This is a genomic window from Stenotrophomonas sp. YJH_SMC_130 (assembly GCF_059369035.1).
The window spans coordinates 166,556-193,522 of the sequence record NZ_JCAFSH010000005.1 but is presented as its reverse complement, the minus strand read 5'-3'; the positions used below and the strand labels follow the sequence as shown (position 1 = coordinate 193,522).

Here is a 26,967-nt window from a genome sequence, read left to right as displayed (position 1 = left end):
TGTGGAACCACCCGATCCCATCCCGAACTCGGAAGTGAAACGCAGCTGCGCCGATGGTAGTGTGGCTCAAGCCATGCGAGAGTAGGTCATCGCCAGGGTTTACACCCAAAACCCCGCTGCTGACGCAGCGGGGTTTTTCTTTGTGCGCAGGAAACGTGGGTAGTGCCGACCGCTGGCCGGCAACCCGATGGCGTTACATCGCCCGGTAGATCCACGCCATGCGTGGATGCCGTCCACGAGGAAGCATTGCGCCAACCAAGGTTGGCCGCTACCAATCGATTGCCGGCCAGCGGCCGGCACTACCGGTAGATCCACGCCGTGTGTGGATGCGGCGCCAAACAGGGCTGGCCGCTCCTCACGGCAGGTCCGGAAGCGGACTTTTCCTGACCCATCACGCAAAAGCAGGCAAAAAAACGGCGCCCTGCGGGCGCCGTCTTGACCAGGATCGCATTGCAGGCCCGGATCAGGCGGCCCGCGGGACATCGTGCGGTTCCTGCTGGCGGAACACCGATACCGCCTCGGTAAGCGTCCCCGCCTGCGACTGCAGCTCGCGTGCGGCCGCGGTGGCTTCTTCCACCAGCGCCGCGTTCTGCTGCGTGGCCTGATCCATCTGCACCACGGTCTGGTTGATCTGCTCGATGCCGGTCGACTGCTCCTGCGAGGCCGCCGAGATCTCACGCATCAGATGGCTGACATTCTCCACGCCGCCGACAATGCCCTGCATCCGCTTGCCGGCGTCGGCCACCAGCTGGGCACCTTCGCCCACCTGCCGGCTTGCCTCATCGATCAGCTTCTTGATTTCCTGTGCAGCGGCGGCGGAGCGCTGCGCCAACACGCGCACCTCGCTGGCCACCACGGCGAAGCCACGACCCTGTTCACCGGCACGCGCGGCTTCCACCGCCGCATTGAGCGCGAGGATATTGGTCTGGAAGGCGATCCCGTCGATCACGCCGGTGATGTCGCCGATCCGCTTCGAGGCGCCTTCAATCGCCTGCATGGTGTCGACAACCCGCTGCATCGCGGTGTTGCCATCACTGGCGGCGCTCTGCGTGGACGCAGCCAGCTCACTGGCCTCGCGCGCATGCGCAGCATTCTGGCGCACGGTGGCGGTCAGCTCCTCCATCGAGGCTGCGGTTTCCTGCAGGTGCGCCGCCTGGCGCTCGCTGCGCTCGGACAGCGCACCATTGCCTGCAGCGATCTCGCTGGCGGCGGTACTGATCGAGGCTGCGCACTGCTGGATGCGGCCCACCATGCGCGCCAGCTGACCGGCGGTGGCGTTGGCATCGCGCTGGATCGCGGCGAAGGCACCGTGGTACTCACCGCGCATGCGCCGATCGAGATCGCCGTTGGCCAGCGCCGAAAGCATCTGCCGTACTTCATCGACGGTGCTGCCCAGCGTATCGAGCAGCTGGTTGATGCCACCGGTCAGGCCATCGAGGAAGCTGGCGCCTTCGGTCGCCTGCAGGCGCTGGCCCAGATCGCCGGCAGCGGCAGCAGCGACGATGCCGGCCACGGCGTTCTCAAGCGCCAGCTCCTGGGTACGGTCATGCCATTCCACGGCGAAGCCGAGGCGCATGCCCTGTGCATCGAACACCGGGGTGACCACCTGGGCGAAGTGCACCGGGCCGATCTGTACCTTGCCGTTGTGACTGGCCTGCAGGCCATTGAGGATGGCGCGGATGCGGTCCGGGTTGGCATGGAAGCGATGGATGCTGCTGCCGACCAGGCGTTCGGCATCGAAGTCAGGGAAGGCCTGGCGCAGTGTCGCCTGCTGGTTGCGCAGCAGAGCCACCACCGAGCGGTTCACATAGCGGATCACGTGATCGTTGTCGGCGATCATCATCGCGGTGCGCGAGGCATCCAGCGCCTGGCGGATCTGCGCATTCTCGGCATGCACCGCCGCCTCGAGACCACGCTGGGCCTGCACGTGGCGTGCAGTGTCGGCCAGGGCGTGGGCGAGTGAACCCGGTGCATAGGCGCTGGTGTCGGCATGTGCACCAAGATCGGCACCGGTGGCAATGTCGCGTGCCAGCGCGGCAAGCCGACGCGGGCCGTGGCCAAGGGCCTCGGTCTGCTGCCGAAGGCGCAGTGCGACCTGGCCGAGGAACAAGGTCAGGCCCGCGAACATGCCGGCCTGCAGCAGCGTTGGCCACGCGGCAGCGCCCGCCTGCAGCGGTGCCAGCAGCGCGAGCGTGCCGACGCCACCGGCCAGCCACACCGGAAGGCGATCGCGGTGGCCCAGCAGCACGCCCAGCAGCAGGGCAATCGGCAACGCCGGTGACAGGCCGGCGATCGCGCACAACACGGCCAGCTGCAGCGACAACAGCAATGCCAAGCCGTTGCGGGCGACGGCCCGGCCCGCCTGCGGTCCGCCGAACCACGCGGCTGGCAGCACGGCGACGGCCACCAACGCGGCGGCCTGCAGCTGCGGACCCCGCAGGGCCAGCACCAGGCCGGCCACCGCCAGTGCCGCACTGCCGATCAGCAATCGGCGGTCAGCGCGGTGGGCGAGCTGCTGCAGATGCGGCAGGCGGGCGGTATCGGGGGGACGAGTGGATGCAGCGGACATCGGCGACTCCTGGATCAGCAGACGGCTACGGCCACACGGTGACGCACGCACGAGTGCGTGGCCAGGGCATGGACCGGGAATTCGGGGAATGCGACGCAATCAACGTCGCGCAGACGGGGCGCCGTGACCACATCCTGTGGGTGACGGAGCAATGGAGCGGGCATGCGGACTTCCTTGCAGGACCAGACACACGCCGCAGGCCCGACCGGGCCCACGTGCTGCGGACGCAGTGGCCCGCAACCGATGTATCGGCCGCAACTGCGCAGAATGAAGTGCGCGGACGCTGCGACTCAGTCGGCGTTGTCGTTGCTGAAGAAGCGCAGGATCACCGGGGCGATGCGTGCCGGGTCTTCCATATGCAGGTGGTGGTTGCCGGGAAACACGGCCAGCCGTCCATCACGCAGGTGCTGCAGGCGATCGCTGCGCATCGGCTCGGGGTAGTAGGACTGTGCCGGCGTGGCATAGATCACCTGCGTCGGGCAGGCGATGGCCTGCAGCAGGTTGTCGATCTGGCCTTCGCTGAGGCGGATCGCGGTGGGCAGCATCAGGCGCGGGTCGCTGCACCAGCGGTAGCCACCTTCGACCGGTTCCACGCCGCGCTCGACCAGCAGCCGTGCGCAGGGTTCGCTGAGCTGGTTGGTCATCATCCGCGCGCGGATCGGCGCTGCCAGATCGGGAAACACGCGCAGCTGCTTGCGTGCCAACGCCCGCGTGGCGTTCACATGCTCGCGCAGGCGATGCGCCGTTTCTTCCTCGGGACCGCGCAGGCCGCCGAGTGCTTCGATCGCCACCAGCCGATCGACACGGTCGCTGACCGAGGCGGTGAGACTGGCGATGCCGGCACCCATTGAATGGCCGAGCAGGCTGAATCGGTCCCAGCCCAGCGCGTCGGCCACATCGAGTACGTGGCAGATCGCGGCGGCCGTGGTGTAGCTGGCACCCGCCGGCAGGTGCGCGCTGTGACCGTGGCCGGGCAGATCGATGGCAACCAGCTGCAACGCCGACAGGTGCGGCGCCAGCGGCACGAAGCTGGCGGCGTTGTCGAGCCAGCCATGCAGGGCCAGCACGCGTGGGCCGCCGCCGTGGTTGCGCAGGCCGGCGACGCGTGCGCCCCCGACCTGGAATTCAAACGGTTGCAGGCTCATGCCAGCGAGGACACGGCCAGCCGTGCCAGGGCGCGTGCATGCTCCGGCTCGGCGTTGAGGCAGGGGATGTAGCGCATCGTCGCACCGCGCTCGGCCAGTGTTTCGGTGAAGCCCAGCGCGACCTCTTCCAACGTTTCCAGGCAGTCGGTGGCGAATCCGGGGCAGACCACGTCGATCTGCTTCACGCCGGATTCGGCCAGCGCCCACAGGCTGGGCTCGGCATACGGCTGCAACCAGCGCTCGCGGCCGAAGCGCGACTGGTAACCCATCTGCCAGTCGTCCTTGTCCAGGCCCAGTGCATTGGCGATGGCCTGCGCACTGGCCTCGCAGCGCTGCGGATACGGGTCGCCCGCGTCGGCCAGGCGCTGCGGGATACCATGGAAGGAGAACATCAGTTTCTGACCGCGACCGTGCTGTTCCCAGTAGCGGCGGATCGAGCCGGCTACGGCCTCGACCCAGCCGGGATCGACCGAGTAATCCCGCACCAGGCTCACGGTCACGCCCGGGTTGCGGCGCTGCCACGCATCGACGCGGTCTTCGACCGAGGCGGTGGTGGTGGTGGAGTACTGCGGGTACAACGGCAGCACGACGATCCGGCGCGCGCCGTCGGCGGCCAGACGGTCGAGCTCGCCGGCCAGCGCCGGTTCGCCATAGCGCATCGCATGGCGCACCGTCAGGGTCGGCAGCAGGGCCTGCATGGCCTGCGCCAGCTGGCGCGTATGCACCATCAGCGGTGAGCCGTCGGGCAGCCAGACCTGGGCGTACTTGGCCGCCGACCGGCCGCTTCGCAGCGGCAGGATCAGCCCGCGCAGCAGCGGCTGCCAGAGCAGTGCCGGAATCGCGACCACGCGCGGGTCGGACAGGAATTCGGCCAGGTAACGGCGTACGGCGGGGGCCGTCGGCGTCTCGGGCGTGCCTAGGTTGACCGCCAGCACGGCGGTATCGGGTGCGTCGAGCATGGGCGGTATTGTCGCCTATCCGGCGCCGCACCGGGATGCAGGGTTCGGATTGCAGGCATAGCGCGCATCCATCAATGCGGGCAGGGAACGCTCATTGGGGATTCATGGCAACACCACTAATTTCAGTCACTTGCTATATCTTCCTATGGACTGACTTCTGGAGCCTGCCATGCGTCGCCCGATCCAAGCCCTGCTGATCGCCGCCAGCCTGCTGTCCAGCCAGGCCATGGCCGGACCGCAGGAAGACCAGCGCGCCCGCAACGCCGTGCGCGTGCTGGCTGAAATCCAGGAAATTCCTGAACAGGGCATTCCGGATAAATTGCTCGACGAAGGCCGCGCGGTCATCGTCATTCCCGACACGATCAAGGCCGGTCTGGTCATTGGCGGTCGCCGTGGCCACGGCCTGATGTCGGTGCGCATGCCCAATGGCGCCTGGTCCAACCCGGTGTTCGTGAAGCTAACCGGTGGCAGCATCGGCTTCCAGGCCGGCGTGCAATCTTCGGATGTGGTGCTGGTGTTCCGCAACGACCGCAGCCTGGACAATCTGGTCAACGGCAAGTTCACGCTCGGCGCCGATGCCGGCGTTGCCGCCGGTCCGGTCGGCCGCAATGCCGCCGCCGCCACCGACGGCCAGCTGAAGGCCGAGATCTGGTCTTGGTCGCGTGCCCGTGGGCTGTTCGCGGGCGTCGCGCTGGATGGTGCGGTGCTGCAGATCGACGATGCCGCCAACCTTGACGCCTACGGCAGCAACACCACGCCGCGCATGATCTTCGAAGGTCGCGCCGCCGGTGCGCCGTCGATGGACGTGGTCGCCTTCCGTGATCGTCTGGAAGAGGCCACCTACGCCGCCCGCAACAACCGCAACGGCAACGGTGGCAGTGCACCGCGTCCGGCGGCGACCCCGGCGGTTGCGCCGGCGCCTGTTCAGGCAGCGCCGGCCGCCCCAACCGAAGCCACCACCGCGCCGCTGCAGAACGTGCCGCAGAACCCGCCGCCGCAGCAGCAGGGCTTCCAGCCGGTCAACGACGGCGAAATCCGCACGGAAACGCTGGGCGGAAACTGACTTTCGTCACGCGCGCCGGCTAACACCCGGTGCGCTATGCTCGACAGCCTGATCACTAACGTAACGAGCGTCTTTATGGGCAGTTTCAGCATCTGGCATTGGTTGGTCGTGCTGGCCATCGTCCTGCTGGTGTTCGGCACCAAGCGCCTGACCAGTGGCGCCAAGGACCTCGGCTCGGCGGTCAAGGAATTCAAGAAGGGCATGCGCGACGAAGACAAGCCGAACGCGCAGCTGGGCGATGAGTCGCGCAGCCAGGACGCCTCGCGCACCGCGCAGGACGAGCACGACCGTAACGCTCGCTGATCCGGAGCGGTTGCGGTGTTCGATATCGGCTTCAGCGAACTGCTGGTGATCGCGGTGGTCGCCCTGGTGGTGCTCGGTCCCGAGCGCCTGCCCAAGGCGGCCCGCTTCGCCGGCCTGTGGGTGCGCCGTGCCCGCAATCAGTGGGATTCGGTGAAACAGGAACTGGAGCGCGAACTGCAGGCCGAGGACATCAAGCGGCAGATGCAGGACGTGCGCCAAGGCATGCAGGACACCGAGAACCAGCTGCGCGCCAGCGGTGAAGCGATCCGTCGCGAAGCGCAGCAGGCGCAGCAGCAGGGCGATACGCTGGCGCAGGAGGTTCGCGCACCGGCGCCTGCGGATCTGCCGCCGCATATGAGCGCTGCGCCCGATGCCGATGCGCCGGCACAGGAGAGCGTTGCTCCCGAGCCTACGCCGGCGACACCCCCTGAAGCCGGTGCTCCGACGCCGCAGCGCACGGAGCGCCAGCCATGAGTGAACAGGATTTCGGCGAAAGCTCGCTGGTCGAACATCTGGTGGAGCTGCGCGGCCGCCTGGTGCGCGCACTGCTGGGCCTGGGCGTGGTGCTGCTGGCGCTGCTGCCATTTACCCAGAAGCTGTACAACGCGCTGGCCGAACCGCTGGTCTCGCAGCTGCCCAACGGGCAGACGATGATCGCGACCAATCCGGCCGGAGCCTTCTTCGCGCCATTGAAGCTGACCTTCTTCGTGGCCCTGTTCGTGGCGGTGCCGTGGCTGCTGTACCAGCTGTGGGCCTTCGTCGCCCCGGGGCTGTACGCGCGTGAGAAGCGCCTGGCGGTGCCGCTGCTGGTGTCTTCGGTACTGCTGTTCTACACCGGCTGTGCCTTCGCCTACTTCCTGGTGCTGCCGGCGGTGTTCCATTTCCTGACCACCTTCAGCCCGGACGTGATCGCGATCACCCCGGATGCGAATGCCTACCTGGATTTCGTGCTGGCGATCTTCTTCGCCTTCGGTGGCAGTTTCGAACTGCCGGTGGCGATGGTGATCCTGGTCCTGCTGGGCTGGGTGACGCCGCAGCAGTTCAAGGAAGGCCGTGGTTACGCGATCGTCGGCATCTTCGTGCTGGCGGCGGTGCTGACCCCGCCGGACGTGGTTTCGCAGCTGATGCTGGCGATCCCGATGTGCCTGCTCTACGAGCTGGGCATCCACGCCGCACGCTGGCTGGTGCCATCGTCGGCGGTGAAGAAACCCGCCGCGTGATGCGGTAGCGCCGGGCCATGCCCGGCGTGCGGGGTGCGATGTGATGCCACCGCCGGGCATGGCCCGGCGCTACCGGTGGGACCGGTCAGGCGTGGAACACGTCGCTCGAGGTCGGCGTGGTCGGGACCGGCGGCGCCGCGCGGCTGCCACGGTGCACGAACATCTGCTTCCACGCGGCGTAGACCGCGCCGACATACAGCGGCATCAGCACCGTGGTCAGCACCAGCTGGGCGATGAAGGCGGCAGCCAGCGGGCCTCCGATCAGCATCGCGATCTGGATCACGATCACGAACAGGATGTAGATGCAGAACGCAGCGATCAGGCCGAGCACGGCGAACACGATCATCGCGCCGATGTTCTCGATGCAGCCCTGCAGGCTCAGGCGCAGCGCGTGCATGCCGCTCTGCTTGTCGAACACCACCAGCGCCGGCTGGGTGAACATCGCCAGCGAGAGCGCCACCGCGCTCAGGAACACCAGCAGCATCCACAGCGCGATGCGCTTGGCCGGCAGGTTGGCGACCAGCGCCGCGGCATCGTCCGGCTTGATCTGCTGGCCACTGCGGCTGATCTCTTCCATCTTGGTCATGACGTCGCTGAAGGCGGTGAAGCCTTCGCGGCCGATCATCATGAACAGCAACGCGCCCAGCAGCAGCACCGCCAGCACCTGGATCGCCAGCGGCACCAGCAGGTGGCTGACGCGGTGGTCGCGGATCGGCTGCAGCAGGTGCGAGGACAGGCCCGGGCGGCCTTCGTCGATCTCACCCACGGCGTAGAGCATGCCGCCGAACATGATCGGCGAGATGGCCAGGGTCATCACCTGCACGGCCATGCCGGCGGCGCCGGGAATCAGCGTCGACAACAGGGTGACCACCCAGCTCACCAGCAGCCAGGCCAGGCCGATCCGGGCCAGCTGCAGCGGCGCACGCCGATACAGCGAGAACGTATCCAGCAACCACTGGGCGCCCGCCGAGGCCGGCAGCTTGCGAATCTCTTTCATGGACATCCGGGAAGGACAGGAGGGGACGGGCGGTTGCCCGTGCCGCTGATTATCCCTGTTTTGCCGCCGGCTGGGCTGAAGACAGCCGCGCCTGTCGGACGAAGCGGCGCAGCAGCTGGCGGGCCAGCGGTGCGGCGCTGACTGCGCGCTCGATGCTGCGCGCGCAGCCGCCGTGGCGGCCGATGCAGTCGGCGCGGGCGCGCACGTAGCCGCGCATGTGGTGGGTGGCGAATTCGGGGTGGAACTGCACGCCCCACGCCTGGCGCCCCCAGCGGAACGCGTGGCAGCCATCCAGCGGCGAGCGTGCCAGCACCTCGGCACCGTCGGGCGCGCGCAGCACGGTCTGCAGGTGGGTGGCGTGGGCGGCAAAGTGCTGCGGCAGGCCCTGGAACAGCGGATCCTGTGCCGCCTGTGGCTGCAGCTCCAGCTCGATCGTGCCGGACTCGCGCCCGGCCGGATTGTAGGCCACCTCACCGCCCAGCGCATGCGCCAGCAGCTGGTGGCCGTAGCAGATGCCGAACACCGGCAGGCCGGCGTGGACGGTCTGGCGCAGCCACGCCGCGCTGCGCTCGCTCCAGTCGGCGTGGTCAGTAACGAAGGCGGCCGAGCCGGTCACCAGTACGCCGGCGAAGGCGCGCGGGTCGGGCAATGCGTCGCCATGTTCGACATCGACCACCACCGTCTCGTGCTCTTCCAGCCCGGCGGCGACGCGGATCCAGTGCGGAAAGCGCCCGTAGCGGCGCAGCGACGGTACCGGGCGGCCGGTTTCAAGGATCAGGAAGGGGGCTGGGTTCATCCGGGGGCGGCAGCACTGACAGGACTTCCTCGATTGTAGTCAGCCCCTGCGCCACCTTTTCAAGCCCGGCCTGGCGCAGGGTTCGCAGCCCTTCAGCGCGCGCGGCACGGGTGAAACCGGCCAGATCCATGTCGGCGCGGATCTGCCCGCGCAGCCGCGAGCCCAATGGCAGCAACTCATACAGGCCGATGCGGCCGAGGAATCCGGTGCGCCGGCACTCCAGGCAACCGACCGGACGACAGGGCGTGGCGGCATCTGGATATGCAGCCTGGCTATCAGCGAGCACCGCCCAGTCGGCAGCACCAAGGGTGTGCGGCTGCTTGCAGTGCGGGCACAGGGTACGCACCAGGCGCTGGGCGAGGATGCCGTTGAGGGTGCTGGCCAGCAGGTAGTGCGGCACGCCCAGGTCGAGCAGGCGGGTGACCGCCGACGGTGCATCGTTGGTGTGCAGGGTGGACAGCACCAGATGGCCGGTCAGCGACGCCTGCACCGCCATCTGCGCGGTCTCCAGATCGCGGATCTCGCCGATCATGATGATGTCCGGGTCCTGCCGCAGCAGGGTGCGCACGCCGCTGGCGAAGTCCAGGTCGATGTTGGCCTGCACCTGCATCTGGTTGAACTCGGGCGCGATCATCTCGATCGGGTCCTCCACCGTGCACACGTTCACGTCCGGCGTGGCCAGCCGCTTCAGCGTGGAATACAGGGTGGTGGTCTTGCCCGAGCCGGTCGGGCCGGTGACCAGCACGATGCCGTGCGGGCGCTCAACCAGTGCATTCCAGCCAGCGGCCTCCTGCGGGCTGAAACCGAGCTGGTCGATGCTCTTGAAGGCGGCATCGGGGTCGAAGATGCGCATCACGCACTTCTCGCCGAACGCGGTGGGCATGGTCGACAGGCGCATCTCGACCTCGCGGCCACCCGGCGAGCGGGTCTTGATGCGGCCGTCCTGCGGGCGCCGGCGCTCGGCCAGGTCCATTCGGCCGAGTACCTTGATGCGGCTGACCACCGCGGTCATCACCGCCGGCGGCACCTCGAACACCTTGTGCAGCACGCCGTCGATGCGGAAGCGCATGCGTCCCATCTCGCGGCGCGGTTCCAGGTGGATGTCCGAGGCGCGCTGCTCATAGGCGTACTGCAGCAGCCAGTCGACGATGTGCACGATGTGCTGGTCGTCGGCATTGACGTCGCCGGTGCGGCCCAGCTCGACCAGCTGCTCGAAGCTGGGCAGGGTGGTGTTGGCCTCGCCGCGGACGTCGCCGCGCGCGCCACGCACCGAACGGGTCACCCCGTAGAACTCCATGGTGTAGCGGTGCAGGTCGAGCGGATTGACCACCGCCAGCTCGATGCGGCGGCGGGTCAGGTGCTGCAGGTCGCGGCGCCATTCCTGCACCAGCGGCTCGCTGGTGGCCACCAGCACCCGTTCGGCATCCACTGCCAGCGGCAGGAAGCGGTGGCGACGGGCATAGGCGTGGGAGACCAGCGCGGTGACCGCAGCGACGTCGACCCGGGTCGGATCGATGCGCAGGTAGCGGCTGCCGGTGCGTTGGGCCAGCCATTCGGTCAGGCGTTCCAGGGTCAGTTCGCCGCCGTCGCGGGTGGCCAGCTTGAGGTTGGACAGCAGCACCAGCGGGTGCACTTCACTGGCATTGCGCGCGCCCTGTGCGGAAAACCGCATGCGCTCGCCCTCGTGCTCGGCGACCAGGCCGTCGGCCAGCAGCGCCGCACCGACCTGCTCGAAATGCAGGCGGCCCCACGGCAGCGGGACGCCGCCTGGCTCGCCGGGCGTGCCCACCGGCAGCCGATGTTCCATCTGCCTGCTCCTCCCGGGTACGGAATGCCCCGCAGGTCGGCCGTTATACTAGCGCACCCCCTTGCCGGCCAAGACTCGTACGCATGTCCGCGACCCCGACCGTTCCGATCACCTTCCAGGGCCTGATCCAGACCCTGAACCAGTTCTGGGCCCAGCAGGGCTGCGTGCTCATCCAGCCGCTCGACCTGGAGGTGGGCGCCGGTACCTTCCACCCGGCCACCTTCCTGCGTGCGATCGGTCCGGAAAGCTGGAACGCGGCCTATGTGCAGCCGTCGCGGCGGCCGACCGATGGCCGCTACGGCGAGAACCCGAACCGCCTGCAGCGCTACTACCAGTACCAGGTGGCGATGAAGCCGGCGCCGGACAACATCCAGCAGCTGTACCTGGATTCGCTGAAGGCACTGGGCATCGATCCGCTGGTGCACGACCTGCGCTTCGTCGAGGACAACTGGGAATCGCCGACGCTGGGCGCGTGGGGCCTGGGCTGGGAAGTCTGGCTCAACGGCATGGAAGTGACCCAGTTCACCTACTTCCAGCAGGCCGGTGGCCTGGAGTGCCGCCCGGTGCTGGGCGAGATCACCTACGGTCTCGAGCGCCTGTGCATGTACCTGCAGAACTGCGACAACGTCTATGACCTGGTCTGGACCTACGGCCCGGACGGCCAGCCGGTGACCTACGGCGACGTCTACCACCAGAACGAGGTGGAGCAGAGCACCTACAACTTCGAATACGCCGACGTGGACGAAATGTTCCACCGCTTCGATGCCTGCGAGCGTGAAGCGCAGAAGCTGGTGGAAGTGGGCCTGCCGCTGCCGGCCTACGAGCAGGTGATGAAGGCCAGCCATACCTTCAACCTGCTCGATGCGCGCCGCGCGATCAGCGTGACTGAGCGCCAGCGCTACATCCTGCGCGTGCGCGCGCTGGCCCAGGCGGTGGCCAAGGCGTATTACGAGCAGCGCGAGAAGCTGGGCTTCCCGGGTGCGAAGAAGGCCTGACCGCCTTCCTGCACCGTCCCGCTTTTCATCAACTACCCGGGGCGCCGGACGCGTTGCGCGCTGCGCCCCCACCACAGGATCGAACCGATGAGCCAATTGTCCCCCCTGCTGATCGAACTGGGCACCGAGGAGCTGCCGGTCAAGGCGCTGCCGGGCCTGGCCCAGGCGTTCTTCGACGGTGTTGTCGAAGGCCTGCGCAAGCGTGGCGTCGCGCTGGAGCTGGGCGATGCCCGCCCGCTGTCGACCCCGCGCCGGCTGGCCGTGCTGCTGCCGGGCGTCGGCCTGGAACAGCCGGAACAGCACAGCGAAGTGCTGGGCCCGTACCTGAACATCGCGCTGGATGCCGAAGGCCAGCCGACCAAGGCCCTGCAGGGCTTCGCCGCCAAGGCCGGGATCGACTGGACCGCGCTGGAGAAGACCACCGACAACAAGGGTGAGCGCTTCGTGCACCGCGCGGTGACCCCGGGCGCGAGCACCGCCAGCCTGTTGCCGGACATCCTGCGCGAGGCGATCGCGGCGATGCCGATTCCCAAGCCGATGCGCTGGGGCGATCACGCCTGGGGCTTCGCCCGCCCGGCACACTGGCTGGTGCTGCTGCACGGCGCCAATGTGGTCGAGGCCGAACTGTTCGGCCTGCAGGCCGGCCGCGCCAGCCGTGGCCATCGTTTCCACCACGACCAGGCCGTGTCGCTGGCGCAGCCGCAGGACTACGTTGAAGCGCTGCGCGCCGCGTTCGTGCTGGTCGACCCGAGCGAGCGACGGGCGCGCATCGTCGCCGAGGTCGAGGCCGCCGCAGCCGGGGCCGGTGGCAGCGCCCGCATCACCGAAGACAACCTGGAGCAGGTGGTGAACCTGGTCGAATGGCCGTCGGCGGTGCTGTGCAGCTTTGAACGCGCGTTCCTGGCGGTGCCGCAGGAAGCGCTGATCGAGACAATGGAGATCAACCAGAAGTTCTTCCCGGTGCTGGATGCCGCCGGCACGCTGACCGAGAAGTTCATCGGCATTGCCAACATCGAATCGAAGGACGTGGCCGAAGTGGCCAAGGGCTACGAGCGGGTGATCCGCCCGCGCTTTGCCGATGCCAAGTTCTTCTTCGACGAGGACCTGAAGCAGGGCCTGGTGCCGATGGGCGACGGCCTGAAGACGGTGACCTACCAGGCCAAGCTGGGCAGCGTGGCCGACAAGGTGGCGCGCGTGGCCGCACTGGCCGAAGTGATCGCAGCCCAGGTCGGTGCCGATCCGGCGCAGGCCAAGCGGGCTGCCGAGCTGGCCAAGAACGACCTGCAGTCGCGCATGGTCAACGAATTCCCGGAATTGCAGGGCATCGCCGGCCGCCACTACGCCGTGGCCGGTGGCGAATCGGCCGACGTGGCGCTGGCCATCGACGAGGCCTACCAGCCACGCTTCGGTGGTGACGACATCGCGCTGTCGCCGCTGGGCAAGGTGCTGGCCATCGCCGAACGCGTGGATACGCTGGCCGGTGGTTTCGCTGCAGGCCTGAAGCCGACCGGCAACAAGGACCCGTTCGCGCTGCGCCGCAATGCGCTGGGACTGGCCCGCACGATCATCGAAAGCGGCTTCGAACTGGACCTGCGCGCGCTGATGGCCAGCGCCAATGCCGGCCTGGCCGCGCGCAACGTGCAGGCCGATGTCGGCGAGCTTTACGACTTCATCCTCGACCGCCTGAAGGGCTACTACGGCGACAAGGGCGTGCCGGCCACGCACTTCAACGCGGTGGCCGAGTTGAAGCCGGCCTCGCTGTACGACTTCGATCGCCGCCTGGATGCGATCGGCACCTTCGCCGCGCTGCCGGAGGCAGAGGCGCTGGCCGCGGCCAACAAGCGCATCCGCAACATCCTGCGCAAGGCCGAGGGCGAGATTCCGGCGCAGATCGACGCGGCACTGCTGCAGGAAGATGCCGAGCGCGCGCTGGCCGAAGCGGTGACCGCCGCCATCGATGACACCGGCGCCAGCCTGCACCAGAAGGATTATGTGGCGGTGCTGGCACGCCTGGCGCGCCTGCGTCCGCAGGTCGACGCGTTCTTCGATGGCGTGATGGTCAACGCGGAAGATCCGGCACTGCGTGGCAACCGCCTGGCGCTGCTGACGATGCTGGGCGAGCGCCTGGGCAAGGTGGCGGCGATCGAGCATCTGTCGAGCTGACGCCCGTATCGGTAGTGCCGGCCGCTGGCCGGCATTGCCCCCGATCTGTGGGTTGCCGGCCAGCGGCCGGCACTGCCGGAGCATCGCCGACGGATGTCTATCGGGGTCATTGCCGACATCGTGGACGATGCCGGCATCCTGATTGGTCGATTGCGACAATCGACGCCTTGCGGTGTATTTTGACCGCCACTTAACAACCGATCCCCAATGACGTGATGCATTTCGCATCGTCACCTCCGGTCGGTATGCTGTGCCGCATGCAGCCAAAGAAATACGCCCTGCCGCTGATGGTCCTGTCGCTGGCCGCCACTTCCGTGGTCCATGCGCGCGGCACCATCGACAAGGTGGACATCAAGGGATTGGACAAGGGCGACGACGCCGCAATCATCGAGAACATCCAGGAATCGCTGTCGCTGTACGACACGATCGGCAAGGAGCAGGGCGAATCGCGCCTGGAGTACCTGCTGTCGCAGGCCGAGCGGCAGACCCGCCAGGCGCTGGAGCCATTCGGGTACTACAACCCGGTGATCAAGGTCGAGGCGCCGCGCGAGGATGAGCATGTGCGCGTGCTGATCCATGTCGACAAGGGCGCCCCGGTGACCGTGCGCCGCGAGCACATCGACATCACCGGCCCGGCGATGTACGACCAGTACCTGCAGGACGACCTGGCCGCCTTCAAGCCGCGCAAGGGCCAGCGCTTCGAGCACACCCAGTACGAAGCCAGCAAGATCACCATCACCCGGCGCCTGGCCGAGCGTGGCTACTTCGATGCCGACTACACCCAGCGCCAGGTGCAGATCACCCGCGCCGACAACGCCGCCGACATCGACCTGACCTGGGACAGCGGCCGCCGCTACAACATGGGCCCGGTGCGCTTCGAGCAGGATTACTTCGTCGACAAGCTGTTCGATCCACTGGTGTACTGGGACCAGGGCAGCTACTACCACGAGGGCAAGCTGGACCGGCTGCGCGAGTCGCTGACCAAGCTGGACTACTTCAGCGTGATCGACATCCAGCCGCGCCCGGACCAGGCCGATGAAAACGGCGAAGTGCCGGTGGACGTGAAGCTGACCCGGGCCAAGCGCACCATCTACACCGCAGGCCTGAGCTACGGCAGCGAGAGCGGCCCGGGTGTGCGCGGTGGCATCGAGCGGCGGTTCCTGAACAACCGCGGCCACAAGATGAACACGCAGCTGGACTATGCGCAGAAGCGCAAGAGCCTGGTCACCAGTTACCGCATTCCGGCCTTCAACTGGCTCGACGGCTGGTACACCTTCGCCGCCAGCGCGTACGACGAGCAGACCGACTACATCGATCTGCGCAACTTCAAGCTGATCGCCAGCCGCAGCGGCGAGATCAACGAGCACTGGACCGCGATCGCCTCGGTCAATGCGCTGCGCGAGCGCTGGCGCTATGCCTCCGGCACCGAATTCACCGACGCCGTCTACAACACCTCGACGCTGGTGTACCCGCAGATGGTTGCCGACTACGTCAACGTCGACGACGAGATGTTCCCGCGCAAGGGCATCAGCGGCGCGGCGACGGTGCGTGCCGGCGTGGAAGGCGCCGGCTCGGATACCAGCTTCGTGCAGGCCAACGCCGTGTTGCGCTGGTACATCCCGGTGGGTGAAAGCAATCGCCTGATCCTGCGCGGCGAGGGCGGCACCACCTGGACCAGCGATCTGGTGGCGATGCCGCCGAGCCTGCGCTATTTCGCCGGTGGTGACCGCAGCATCCGCGGCTACGCCTACCGTGAGGTCGGCCCGCGTACGCCGAAGCCGGACAAGTACGCGCTGGGTGCCAAGAACCTTGTGATCGGCTCGGCCGAGTACGAGCACTACTTCAACGGTGGCCCCTGGGGTGCGGCGGTGTTCGTCGATACCGGCAGTGCCTTCGACAACACCATCGACCTGCATACCGGCGTCGGCTTCGGCGTGCGCTGGAAATCGCCGGTGGGCCCGGTGCGCATCGACGTGGCGCACGGCCTGAACAACCCGGATTCGCAGTTCCAGCTGTACCTGAACATCGGAGCGGACCTGTGAGCACGCCCGCACCGACCCCGAACACCCCGCCGCCACGCGTGCGTTTCTATCGCCGTCGCCGCTTCTGGGCATGGTCCGGCGCCGGCGTGATCGGCCTGGTGCTGCTGGCCCTGCTGGCGGTGTACTGGCTGCTGCAGACCGTGGCCGGCCGTGACGTACTGCTGGCCCAGGTGGTGGCGCGGCTGCCGGTGGGTGCCAGCTTCACCTGGGACAAGGTGGAGGGTCCGGTGGCCGGACCGCTGACCCTGTACAACGTCGACTTCCGCTATGACGACATCCATTTCCACGCCGAGCGTGCGCACCTGGAGCCGGACCTGCGCCCGCTGCTGGGCCGCAAGCTGCTGCTGGACAAGCTGGAGCTGACCAACGCGACGTTGAACCTGGCCAAGAGCGATGAGCCGTTCAAGCTGCCGTCCTGGCCCGATTCCCTGCCGCAGATCGAGATGCCGCTGGCGATCCAGGCCGATGCCATCGCCATCGATGGCTTCCGCATCAGCCAGGCCAACGAACCGGTGATCGACATCAGCCGCGTGCGCGGCGGCATCGAGATCGCCAACGGCGAGTTCCAGGCGCACAAGCTGGTGGTGGACAGTGACATGGGCAACTTCACTGCCCAAGGCCATTACATCCCAGCCAAGGACTACGACACCGACGTGACGGTGACGGCGGTGTTGCCGGCACCGCGTGGGCGCACGGCCGCTACCGTCGGCCTGGTCGCCCGCGGTGACCTGTCGCACATGGAAGTGGCGGTGGCCGGGCGTGCACCGAAGCCGCTGCACGCGATGCTGGTGTTCGATGGCCGCACCGACCCGACGTGGAATGCCAGCGTGCGCAGCGACGAGCTGGATCTGGCGCTGCTGTCGTCGGCATTGGCGAGCTCGGCGATCACGCCGTTGTCGCTGGATTTCACTGCTGCTGGCAAGGGCGGCAATGCCAGCCTGCGTGGCAAGGTGAAGCAGGGCGAGCAGGAACTGGAACTGGCACCGTCCGTGGTGTCATTGCAGGACCAGGTGCTGAAGGTTTCGCCGCTGCTGCTGAAGGGTCTCGGTGGCGAAGCCCGCCTGGAGGGTACCGCCGATTTCAGCCAGGAAGACCAGCAGAAGCTCAACTTCTCGGTGGTCGCGCGTGACCTGACCTATGTACCGGCGCCTGATCCGAACACCGCCGGCAGCGCGCCGGTGCCGGTCACTCTGAAGGAAGCACGCTTCGGCCTGGCCGGTACCCTGAAGGCCTGGGCGGCGATCGGCCGCGCCGAGGTCGAACGCGAAAAGCAGAAGGCGCAGCTGCACTTCGATGTGCGTGGCAATGACCAGGCCGCGTCGATCCAACAGCTGCAGGCGCAGACGCCCGGTGGCCAGCTGCAGGTGGAAGGCCAGGTGGCCTGGGCGCCGCAGCTGGACTGGGACGCCAAGGCCACGCTGAAGGACTTCGACCCCGGCTATTTCGTGCCAGGCTGGAATGGCCGCCTGTCCGGCAACCTGGCCTCCAAGGGCCGCCAGCTGCCGCCGCCGGCCAATGCCGCACCGGGCACCGCCGGTACGCTGGAAGCCACGGTGGACCTGCCCTCGCTGAAGGGCATGCTGCGCCAGCGCAATCTCGACGCACAGGGCAAGTTCGCGCTGCAGGGCGCGCAGGGCCAGGGTGACCTGAAACTGGCGTTGGGCAGCAGCCGGGTGACCGCGTCGGGCAAGGTCGGCGACCGCCTCGACATCGATGCGCGTTTCGAGCCATTGCAGTTGAGCGACCTGCTGCCGGGCGCAGACGGTGGCCTGCGTGGCCAGGTACAGGTGAAGGGCCCGCGCGATGCGCCGGACATCACCGCCGACCTGGTCGGCAACAACCTCAACTGGGATGGCTACGGCGCCGAGAGCGTGAGCATCAAGGGCCGCCTGCCGTGGCGCGGCGACAGCGGCACGCTGGCGGTGCAGGGCCAGCAGGTCAACGCGGGCATGCTGCTGGAGCGGCTGAACATCGACGCACAGGGCAGTGTGTCCAACCTGCGCCTGGCTGCGCAGACCCGCAACGAGATGGGTGCGATCGAGCTGCAGGGCAGCGTGCGCCAGCAGGGCACGCAGTGGCGTGGCGAGCTGGCGTCGCTGCGCATCGCACCGGTGAAGGGTGATGCCTGGGCGCTGCGTGCACCGGCGGCGTTCGCGATCAACGGCAGCACCTACACGCTGTCCGAAGCCTGCCTGGCCGCGGCCAGCAGCGGCGCGCTGTGCGCACAGGCCAACTGGCCACGCGAAGGCCTGGTGGTGCGCAGCGACGCGCTGCCACTGGCGCTGGTGCAGCCGTGGTTGCCGCCGCAGTCCGGCCGCCGCATCTACCTTCGCGGCGATGTCAGCCTGGACGCGCAGATCCGCCCGCGCGGCAACGCCTGGGAAGGCCATGTGGAAGTGCGCTCGAAGGAAGGCGGCGTGCGCCTGGGCGAGAACCGCAACACTGTGGGCGATACCACCCGCGGCGAGCTGGTGCGCTATGACCAGTTCTCGCTGAAGCTCGACATGACCCCGGCCAGCATCAAGGGCTACCTGGGCATGGGCTTCCAGGGCAACGGCTTCGTCGACGCCAAGATGCAGACCGGCTGGGAAGCCAGTGCGCCGCTGAATGGTGAGCTCTACCTCAACATGTCGCGGCTGTACTGGCTGGAGCTGTTCTCGCCGGACATCGTGCGACCGACCGGCCTGATCGAAGGCCACGTCAGCCTGCGCGGGACGCGAGGCCAGCCGTCGCTGGGTGGCGACGCACAGCTGAGCAACTTCAAGGGTGAATTCCCGGCGCTCGGCCTGACCTTCGACCAGGGCAAGGGCAGCTTCGTGGCCCAGCCCGATGGTTCGGCCAAGATCACCGCGCAGGCCAACTCCGGCCAGGGCACGCTGTACGTGGACGGTGGCCTGTCGTGGTTCGGCGATGCGCAGCCGCTGCAGCTGAAGATCCATGGCGAGAACGTGCTGCTGTCCAGCACCAGCGAACTGCGCATCGTCGCCAACCCCAACCTCGACTTCACGTTGGCCAAGGCAGCGATGGAGCTGCGTGGCACCATGCACGTGCCCGAGGCCGACATCGACCTGGAACGCCTGGACCGCGGCACCTCGGTATCCGAAGACGTGGTGGTGCTCGACCCGGCCGATCCGGAAGAGTCGCGCACCTCGCCGCTGGACATGGACCTGACCGTCAGCCTCGGCGACAAGGTGAAGATGACCGGGTTCGGCCTGAAGGGCGCGCTGACCGGCAAGATGCAGGTCTGGGCCAAGCCCGGCCGCGAGATGACCGCCAATGGCGGCCTGGAAGTGAGCGGCCGCTACAAGGCTTACGGGCAGGACCTGACCATCACCCGCGGCAACCTCAACTGGAACTACAACGCGGTGTCCGACCCGCGCATCAACATCCGCGCCGAGCGCCGCATCGGTGATGTCACCGCCGGCATCGACGTGACCGGGCGTGCCCAGCAACCGCGTGCCGACGTGTGGTCCGATCCGGCGATGTCGCAGTCCGAGGCACTGGCCTATCTGGTGCTGGGACGCAGCCTGACCGGCGCCAGCAGCGACCAGGCGCAGCAGGTCAACGCGGCCTCGGCGGCGCTCTCGGCTGGCAGTGGCCTGCTCGCCTCGCAGCTGGGTGCCAAGCTGGGCCTGGATGATGCCGGCGTAAGCCAGTCGCGCGCGCTGGGTGGTTCGGTGATCGGCGTCGGCAAGTACATCTCACCCAAGCTTTACGTGGGTTACGGCGTGTCGCTGGTGGGCGCCGGTTCGGTGATCACGCTGAAGTACCTGCTGCGCCGCGGGTTTGATGTGGAAGTGGAATCGAGCACGGTGGAAAACCGTGGTTCGATCAACTGGCGGCGGGAGAAGTAACCCGCCGTGGCATCCCTGTAGAGCCGAGCCATGCTCGGCTTCTGCGCGCGGCGCGGGTTGAAGGAAGAGCAGCCGAGCATGGGCTCGGCTCTACCCGTCAGGTCCCCAACCATCGGCCGTTGCCCCATCCGGCCCCAGCGGCTATGGTCCCGGGCTGTTCTGTCGTACCGGATTGCCTCATGTCGCCACGCAAAGCCCTTCCCACCGCCCTGGCCCTGGGCCTGACCCTCGCCGCCGGTGCCCACGCCGATGAAGGCATGTGGATGCCGACCCAGCTGCCGGACCTGGCCAAGCCGCTGCAGGCCGCTGGCTTCAAGGGCAATCCGGCCGACCTGGCCAATGTCACCGCGCCGCCGCTGAGCGCGGTGGTGCGCGCGGGCGGCGGCACCGGCTCGTTCGTGTCCAGCGACGGCCTGCTGCTGACCAATCACCACGTGGCGATGGGCGTGATCCAGTACAACAGCTCGCCAGAGCACGACCTGATCAACGGTGGCTTCATCGCCAGGGACCGTGCCGACGAGCGCCCGGCCAACCCCGACTTCCGCGTGCTGGTCACCGTTGGCTTCGACAAGGTGACCGATCAGGTGCTGGCGCAGGCCCGCGGCAAGACCGGCCGTGCCTACTTCGATGCCGTCGATGCGGCCAGCAAGCAGATCGTGGCTGAGTGCGAGAAGGACGGCAGCGTGCGCTGCTCGGTGGCCAACATGTACTACGGCACCGACTTCTACCGCATCGCCCAGCTGGAACTGAGCGACGTGCGCCTGGTGTACGCGCCGCCGCGTGCGATCGGCAACTATGGCGATGAGATCGACAATTTCATGTGGCCGCGCCACACCGGCGACTTCACCCTGCTGCGCGCCTATGTGGGCAAGGACGGCAAGCCGGCCGCCTACAGCAAGGACAACGTGCCCTACCAGGCGCCGGCACACCTGCAGATGTCGGTAGAGGGCCCGAAGGAGGGCGACTACGCGATGCTGGCCGGTTATCCGGGCATCACCTACCGCCACCGTACTGCGGCAGAATTCGCCGGCCAGATCGACACCGTGCTGCCGCGCCGCGTTTCGGTGTTCCAGCAGATGATCGACACCATCGAGGCGGCAACCGCCAAGGACGCGCAGGCACGTACCCGTTACGCTTCGCAGTTGCAGTCGCTGAAGAACAACCGCAAGCGCGCCGCCGGTGAGCTGGAAGGCCTGCTGCGCAGCGATGCCAAGGCCCAGCGTGCCGCCGACGAGACCGCGATGCTGGCCGCCACCGACCGCAGGTACCAGGGCGACATCAAGGCGCTGCTGGCCAACCTGTCACAGGGCGCGGCGGTGGGCGAGCGTGACCTGCTGCTGGACCAGATGGCCGCACAGAGCCAGTTGCTGCGCTCGGCGCTGCTGCTGGAGCGTCTGCGCATCGAATCGGCCAAACCGGACGCGCAACGCGAGAGCGGTTACCAGCAGCGCGACCAGGCGATGATCGAAGGCGTGCTCAAGCAGGTCCAGCGCCGCTACGCACCGGAGGTCGAGAAGGCCCTGCTGACCACCCTGCTGACCCGTTACCAGCAGCTGCCGGACGCGCAGCGCGTGGCCGAGTTCGACGCCGCCTTCGGCCGTACCCCGCAGCAGCTGGCCAAGGCACTGGACACCCTGTACGCCGGCACCCAGCTGGGTGACGAGGCGCAGCGCCTGTCGCGCTTCGTGGCTGCGCGCGAAGGCAAGGCCCTGGCCGCCGATCCGTTGATCGCTGTGGCCGGCCCGCTGGTGGCCGCGCAGCTGCGCATCGAGAACGAAAGCAAGACCCGCGAGGGCGAGCAGCTGCGCCTGCGCCCGGCCTACATGCAGGCGCTGTTCGCCTGGCGTGCCAAGCAGGGCCGCGCCGTGTACCCGGATGCCAACCGCACCCTGCGCATCAGCTACGGCAAGGTCGAGGCACTGCACCCGCGCGATGGCGTGACCTACTCGCCGGTGACCACCGTGGCCGGCATCGTCGAGAAGAACACCAACGCCTATCCGTTCGACGCACCCAAGCCGCTGCTGGCCGCGATCGCCAAAGGTGACTTCGGCAGCACCGCCGATCCGGCACTGGACACCCAGACGGTCAATTTCCTGACCAACCTGGACACCACCGGCGGCAACTCCGGCTCGCCGGTGCTCAATGCGAAGGGCGAACTGATCGGCCTGAACTTCGACAGCAACTGGGAGTCGGTCAGTGCCAGCTGGTGGTTCGACCCGCGCTACAAGCGCGCCGTGCACGTGGACATGCGCTACCTGCGCTGGCTGCTGGCCAAGGTCTACCCGGCGCCGGAACTGCTGAAGGAAATGGGCGTGCCGGCCCAGTAAGAAGCCGGCCACGACCCACGGTCGTGGCCCGCACCGCGTAGGCCCCCACCTGGGTGGGGGTGGTTGCCCCCAACGCGCCCGCACCCCCGGCCACGCCTGGCCTACACTGCGGGTTCTTCCCACGGAAACGCACGCGTGGTCTCCAGCTGGATCCTGCTGCTGGTCTCGGTTGCCTATGCCGCGCTGCTGTTCGGCGTGGCGTGGTGGGGCGACCGTCGGCCGATGTACCCCGACCGGCCGTGGCTGCGGCCGGTGGTCTACAGCCTGGCGCTGGCCGTGTACTGCTCGTCGTGGACCTTCTACGGCGCGGTGGGTACCGCCGTGCGCAATGGCGTGGGCTACCTGCCGATCTACATCGGCCCGCTGCTGCTGCTGTTGTTCGGCTGGCGCATCATCGAGCGCCTGGCGCTGATCGCACGCAGCCAGAACGTGGTCTCCATCGCCGATTTCATCTCCTCGCGCTTCGGTCGCTCGCGGCGGCTGGCGGCGCTGGTGGCGATCATCGCGCTGATCGGCATCATTCCGTACCTGGCGTTGCAGTACAAAGCGGTGGCGATGAGCCTGCAGGTGCTGACCGGCAACACCGGCCCCACCGGCTTCTTCACCGACCCGGCGCTGTACGTGGCGCTGCTGATGGCGCTGTTCGCCACCCTGTTCGGCACCCGCCAGGTCGATGCCACCGAGCACCACCACGGCATGATGCTGGCGATCGCCTTCGAATCGGTGATCAAGCTGCTGGCGATGCTGGCGGTGGGCGTGTTCGCCTACCTGTGGCTGAGCAACCGCACCGACGCGGTGGTCGAGTCGGTGCATACGCTGTTCACCGGCCTGCCGCCGGTCGGTTTCATCTCGCAGACCCTGCTCAGTTTCCTCGCCATCATCTGCCTACCGCGCCAGTTCCACGTGGCCGTGGTCGAGTGCGGCGATGTGCGCGACGTGCGCCGCGCGCGCTGGATGTTCGGCGGTTACCTGGTGCTGATCTCGGGCATGGTGCTGCCGATCGCCACCGCCGGCGTCACCCTGTTCGGCACCGGCGGCAGCGTTGCCGACGATTCGATGGTGCTGGCGCTGCCGTTGGCCGAAGGCCGCAATGCGCTGGCGCTGATCGCCTACGTGGGCGGCTTCTCGGCGGCCACCGGCATGGTCATCGTCTCGTCCATCGCGCTGGCGACCATGGTCAGCAATGATCTGGTGATGCCGGTGCTGCTGCGTCGGAGCGGTGACCACCAGGAAGCCGCCGACGTCGCCTCGCGCGTGTTGTGGATCCGCCGCCTGGCGATCCTGCTGCTGGCGCTGATGGCCTACAGCTACTACCGCACCAGCAGCAACGACAGCACGCTGGCCTCGTACGGCCTGATGGCGTTCGCAGCGGTGGCGCAGTTCGCGCCCGGCCTGATCGGCGGCCTGTACTGGCGCGGTGCCAGCCGGCGCGGCGTCGAAGTGGGCATGCTGCTGGGCTTCGCCACCTGGCTGTACACCCTGCTGCTGCCGGCGATGACCATGGCCGGCTGGGTCGACGCCGGCTGGGTGCAGCACGGCCCGTTCGGCATCGAGTGGCTGCGTCCGCAGCAGCTGTTCGGCATGTCCGGCTGGGATCCGCTGACCCACGGCACGTTCTGGTCGCTGCTGGTCAATGCGGCCACGATGATGCTGGTGTCCGCACGCTGGCGGCCCGGCGTCGACGAGCGCCTGCGTGCGGCACCGTTCCTCGACCCGTATGCCGAGCGCCCGTCGGTGGCCGGCGGCTGGCCCGGCCACGTGCATGTGGGCGACCTGCTGGCGCTGGCCTCGCGCGTGGTCGGCGAACGTCATGCGCGGCGTTCGTTCTTCGAGCAGGCGCAGTCACTGGGCCGTGAACTGCAATCCTCCGCGCCTGCAGACCGCCCGTGGGTGCAGTTCACCGAACGCCTGCTGGCCGCGTCGATCGGCGCGGCGTCCGCACGCCTGCTGCTGACCAGCCTGCTGCGTGGCTCGGGCATGGACCTGGGTGAAGTGGTGGCGGTACTGGACGAAGCCGGGCAGGAACTGCGCTTCAACCGCGAGATCCTGTCGACCACGCTGGAGAACATCAGCGCCGGGGTCAGCGTGGTCGATCCGGACATGCGCCTGACCGCATGGAACCGCCGCTACCAGGACATGTTCGGCTACCCCGACGGCATGCTCTACGTGGGCCGCCCGGTGGCCGACCTGATCCGCTACAACGCCGAGCGCGGCGAGCTGGGCGAGGGCGATATCGAAGTGCAGATCAACCGCCGCATCGGTTACATGCGCGCCGGTTCGCCGCACGTGTTCGAGCGCACCCGCAGCGACGGCAAGGTGATCGAGATGCGCGGCCAGGCGCTGCCGGGCGGCGGCTACGTGACCAGCTACAACGACATCACCGACTACAAGCACGCTGAAAGGGCGCTGCTTGAAGCCAACGAGACGCTGGAACAGCGCGTGGCCGAGCGCTCGCATGAGGCCGAGGTCGCGCAGCAGTCGAAGACCCGTTTCCTGGCGGCGATCAGCCATGACGTGCTGCAGCCGTTGAATGCGGCGCGCCTGTTTGCGTCCGCGCTGCGCGACAGCGATCACGTGAGCGACGAACAAAAGCATCTGGCCGAACGCGTGGACGCGTCGCTGCGCGCAGCCGAAGAACTGCTTGATGGCCTGCTGGACGTGTCGCGGCTGGATGCCGGTGGCCTGCACCCGGTGATCGGCGAGTTCGATGTGAGTGCGTTGATGCGCGAGCTGGCCGCGCAGTACACGCCGGTCGCCGCAGGCCGTGGCCTGCGCCTGGATCTGTTCGCACGCGCGGCCTGGGTACGCAGCGATCGCCGCCTGCTGCGCCGCGTACTGCAGAACTTCCTGGCCAATGCGCTGCGCTACACGCGCCAGGGGCGCATCGTGCTGGCCGTGCGCCAGCGCGGCGACGAGGTGGAACTGCAGGTGTGGGACACCGGCCCGGGCATTCCCGAACACCACATGCGGCAGATCTTCGACGAGTTCCACCGCTACCAGCAGCCGTTCGACTGGGGCGAGCAGGGGTTGGGCCTGGGCCTGTCGATCTGCCAGCGCATCTCGCGCCTGCTCGACCATCGTCTCAATGCACGCAGCCGCGTTGGCAGTGGCTCGATGTTCTCGATCATCCTGCCGCGGGTTGCGCCCTTGCCCGGCTACACCGAGCCTGCCAAGGCGACCCAGGCCGTGGCCACACCGGTGCGCAGCGATTCGCTGGCGGGCCTGCGGGTGCTGTGCGTGGACAACGACGAGGAAATCCTCGACGGCATGCGCGCACTGCTCGGCCGTTGGCAGGTGCAGGTGATCACCGCCGCCACCGTCGACCAGGCGCTGGAGAAGATTGCCGAGCGTCCGCAGGTGATGCTGGTGGACTACCACCTGCACGATCGCATGGATGGCCTTGATGCCCTGGTGGCGCTGCGCGAGGCCGCCGGCTACCCGCTGCCGGGTGCGCTGCTGACCGCCGATGGGCGTGACGAACTGAAGCGGATGGCACGCGAGCGTGGCTACCGCGTGCTGACCAAGCCGATCAAGCCGGCCTCGCTGCGCGCCTTCCTCGGCGCGCTGCGCGATGCCGGCAAAAGCGATGCCTGATGGCGATGTAGAGCCGAGTCCGCACTCGGCTGCTGCGCGGGGCATGGTGTTCCGTGGCCCGGCCGAACAGCAGCCGAGCATTGGCTCGGCTCTACAAAAATCCAGTTGCGTGGGCCCTCTGTAGAGCCGAGCCCGCGCGCAGCGACGTGCTGATATAGCCATCGCTATACAAACCAGCCCTGCCTGCGCGTTTCGATGGAAATGCGCCACGCGTGGATCGCGATGCTAAGCTTCGCGTCCCCTTGGGGAGTAGCCGGATTCCTTCGCAGGAATCGTCCACGTCAACATACTCGGCCAGTGCGCCGTGGCGTGGACAACCATGATGGTTGGCGAGACCAGCGGCCCGCGCGCGCAACGTCAGGTTGGGCGCGAGCGCCGGCCGTGCGTCCGTCCTAGCCCGACCTTCAGCAGTCGCCAATGTCCCCCATCTCGATCCTCTTGATCGGCTTTGCCATGTCCACCGATGCCTTCGCAGCCGCGATCGGCAAGGGTGCCGCCATGCGCAAACCGGTGTTCCGTGACGCGCTGCGCGCCGGCATCATCTTCGGTGTCATCGAGGCAATCACGCCCATCATCGGCTGGCTGCTCGGCCGTGCCGCCCTGCAGTACGTGGAAGCTTTCGACCACTGGATCGCCTTCGGCCTGCTCGGCGCGCTGGGCATCCACATGATCTACAACGGCCTGCGCCCGGACAGTGGCGAAGATGATGAAGACCCTTCGCAGCACCACGGCTTCTGGAAGCTGGCGCTGACCGGTTTCGCCACCAGCATCGACGCAATGGCCGTGGGCATCGGCCTGGCCTTCATGGACGTGCATATCGGCGTGATGGCCGCGGTCATCGGTCTGTGCACGCTGACCATGGTGACCGTCGGCATCATGCTCGGCCGCGTGCTGGGCAGCATGGTCGGCAAGCGTGCCGAGATCATCGGCGGCGTGATCCTGGTGATCATCGGCGCGACGATCCTGTACGAACACCTGCACGGCGTGGGGTGAGCAGGGAAACCTGTAGAGCCGAGCCCACGCTCGGCTGCTTTGCATGGCAGCCGAGCATGGGCTCGGCTCTACATCAGAGTGTTGGCTGACAAGCATTGCGGTGTTGCACTGATGGAGAGACTGGCATGCGTGCCATAGCC

Annotated in this window: 17 protein-coding genes, 1 rRNA gene and 1 riboswitch; of the genes, 12 read left to right on the top strand and 6 right to left on the bottom strand. The window is 67.8% G+C overall.

Annotated features, from left to right (window positions below):
- Window positions 1-98: ribosomal RNA gene (gene rrf / locus AC5P5V_RS10140) — 5S ribosomal RNA — on the top strand; the annotation flags it as partial.
- Window positions 99-463: 365 nt separating this feature from the next.
- On the opposite strand, the gene AC5P5V_RS10135 is transcribed toward rrf, so the two are convergent.
- From AC5P5V_RS10135 to hemH, 3 genes are all read right to left on the bottom strand, one after another.
- A complete protein-coding gene (locus AC5P5V_RS10135; protein ID WP_231352408.1) occupies window positions 464-2,569 on the bottom strand; it encodes a methyl-accepting chemotaxis protein in 2,106 nt (701 codons plus the stop codon).
- 290 nt (window positions 2,570-2,859) lie between these two features.
- Window positions 2,860-3,714, bottom strand: a complete 855-nt coding sequence (locus AC5P5V_RS10130; RefSeq protein ID WP_061480673.1) for an alpha/beta fold hydrolase — start codon at window positions 3,712-3,714, stop codon at window positions 2,860-2,862.
- Entirely contained in the window at window positions 3,711-4,673 is a 963-nt protein-coding gene (gene hemH / locus AC5P5V_RS10125) for a ferrochelatase (RefSeq protein WP_049411985.1), read from the bottom strand. The genes AC5P5V_RS10130 and hemH overlap by 4 nt, the downstream gene beginning before the upstream one ends.
- Window positions 4,674-4,842: 169 nt before the next feature.
- Here hemH and AC5P5V_RS10120 point away from each other — a divergent pair, with 169 nt between their 5' ends.
- From AC5P5V_RS10120 to tatC, 4 genes are all read left to right on the top strand, one after another.
- The gene (locus AC5P5V_RS10120) at window positions 4,843-5,736 is read left to right on the top strand and encodes a lipid-binding SYLF domain-containing protein (RefSeq protein ID WP_061480672.1); all 894 of its coding nucleotides are present in this window, start codon (window positions 4,843-4,845) and stop codon (window positions 5,734-5,736) included.
- A gap of 75 nt (window positions 5,737-5,811) precedes the next feature.
- Window positions 5,812-6,039 (top strand): Sec-independent protein translocase subunit TatA, encoded by a 228-nt coding sequence (gene tatA / locus AC5P5V_RS10115; protein WP_005420453.1) that lies wholly within the window; start codon window positions 5,812-5,814, stop codon window positions 6,037-6,039.
- Window positions 6,040-6,054: 15 nt separating this feature from the next.
- Window positions 6,055-6,513 carry a Sec-independent protein translocase protein TatB gene (gene tatB, locus AC5P5V_RS10110; protein WP_061480671.1) on the top strand — a complete coding sequence of 153 codons (459 nt, stop codon included), beginning with the start codon at window positions 6,055-6,057 and terminating at the stop codon, window positions 6,511-6,513.
- Window positions 6,510-7,259, top strand: a complete 750-nt coding sequence (gene tatC / locus AC5P5V_RS10105; RefSeq protein WP_005420449.1) for a twin-arginine translocase subunit TatC — start codon at window positions 6,510-6,512, stop codon at window positions 7,257-7,259. The genes tatB and tatC overlap by 4 nt, the downstream gene beginning before the upstream one ends.
- 85 nt (window positions 7,260-7,344) lie before the next feature.
- Here the strand turns inward: tatC and AC5P5V_RS10100 are convergent, their stop codons facing one another.
- The 3 genes from AC5P5V_RS10100 to AC5P5V_RS10090 are packed head-to-tail and all read right to left on the bottom strand — an operon-like array spanning window position 7,345 to window position 10,859.
- Window positions 7,345-8,256 (bottom strand): BPSS1780 family membrane protein, encoded by a 912-nt coding sequence (locus AC5P5V_RS10100; RefSeq protein WP_231352406.1) that lies wholly within the window; start codon window positions 8,254-8,256, stop codon window positions 7,345-7,347.
- 49 nt (window positions 8,257-8,305) lie between these two features.
- Entirely contained in the window at window positions 8,306-9,052 is a 747-nt protein-coding gene (locus tag AC5P5V_RS10095) for a glutamine amidotransferase (RefSeq protein WP_061480669.1), read from the bottom strand.
- The gene (locus AC5P5V_RS10090) at window positions 9,024-10,859 is read right to left on the bottom strand and encodes a GspE/PulE family protein (RefSeq protein ID WP_134968351.1); all 1,836 of its coding nucleotides are present in this window, start codon (window positions 10,857-10,859) and stop codon (window positions 9,024-9,026) included. Before AC5P5V_RS10090 ends, AC5P5V_RS10095 begins: the two co-directional genes overlap by 29 nt.
- A gap of 83 nt (window positions 10,860-10,942) precedes the next feature.
- Here AC5P5V_RS10090 and glyQ point away from each other — a divergent pair, with 83 nt between their 5' ends.
- The 7 genes from glyQ to AC5P5V_RS10055 all read left to right on the top strand — a co-directional run bounded on the left by glyQ (window position 10,943) and on the right by AC5P5V_RS10055 (window position 26,827).
- Window positions 10,943-11,854: a glycine--tRNA ligase subunit alpha gene (gene glyQ / locus AC5P5V_RS10085; protein ID WP_049412007.1), complete on the top strand. Its 912-nt coding sequence runs from the start codon at window positions 10,943-10,945 to the stop codon at window positions 11,852-11,854.
- 87 nt (window positions 11,855-11,941) lie between these two features.
- Window positions 11,942-14,017 carry a glycine--tRNA ligase subunit beta gene (glyS, locus tag AC5P5V_RS10080; RefSeq protein ID WP_231352404.1) on the top strand — a complete coding sequence of 692 codons (2,076 nt, stop codon included), beginning with the start codon at window positions 11,942-11,944 and terminating at the stop codon, window positions 14,015-14,017.
- Window positions 14,018-14,262: 245 nt separating this feature from the next.
- A complete protein-coding gene (locus AC5P5V_RS10075) occupies window positions 14,263-16,059 on the top strand; it encodes an autotransporter assembly complex protein TamA (RefSeq protein ID WP_061480438.1) in 1,797 nt (598 codons plus the stop codon).
- Window positions 16,056-19,913, top strand: coding sequence for a translocation/assembly module TamB domain-containing protein (locus AC5P5V_RS10070; protein ID WP_423176601.1), 3,858 nt, complete (start codon window positions 16,056-16,058; stop codon window positions 19,911-19,913). Before AC5P5V_RS10075 ends, AC5P5V_RS10070 begins: the two co-directional genes overlap by 4 nt.
- Window positions 19,914-20,092: 179 nt before the next feature.
- Window positions 20,093-22,240: a S46 family peptidase gene (locus tag AC5P5V_RS10065; protein WP_134968353.1), complete on the top strand. Its 2,148-nt coding sequence runs from the start codon at window positions 20,093-20,095 to the stop codon at window positions 22,238-22,240.
- A gap of 135 nt (window positions 22,241-22,375) precedes the next feature.
- Entirely contained in the window at window positions 22,376-25,834 is a 3,459-nt protein-coding gene (locus AC5P5V_RS10060) for a hybrid sensor histidine kinase/response regulator (RefSeq protein WP_134968354.1), read from the top strand.
- Window positions 25,835-26,072: 238 nt separating this feature from the next.
- A riboswitch (yybP-ykoY riboswitch) is annotated at window positions 26,073-26,162 on the top strand.
- A gap of 89 nt (window positions 26,163-26,251) precedes the next feature.
- On the top strand, window positions 26,252-26,827 hold the full coding sequence (locus tag AC5P5V_RS10055) for a manganese efflux pump MntP (protein WP_053498787.1): 576 nt from the start codon (window positions 26,252-26,254) through the stop codon (window positions 26,825-26,827).
- Window positions 26,828-26,967 lie beyond the last annotated feature (140 nt).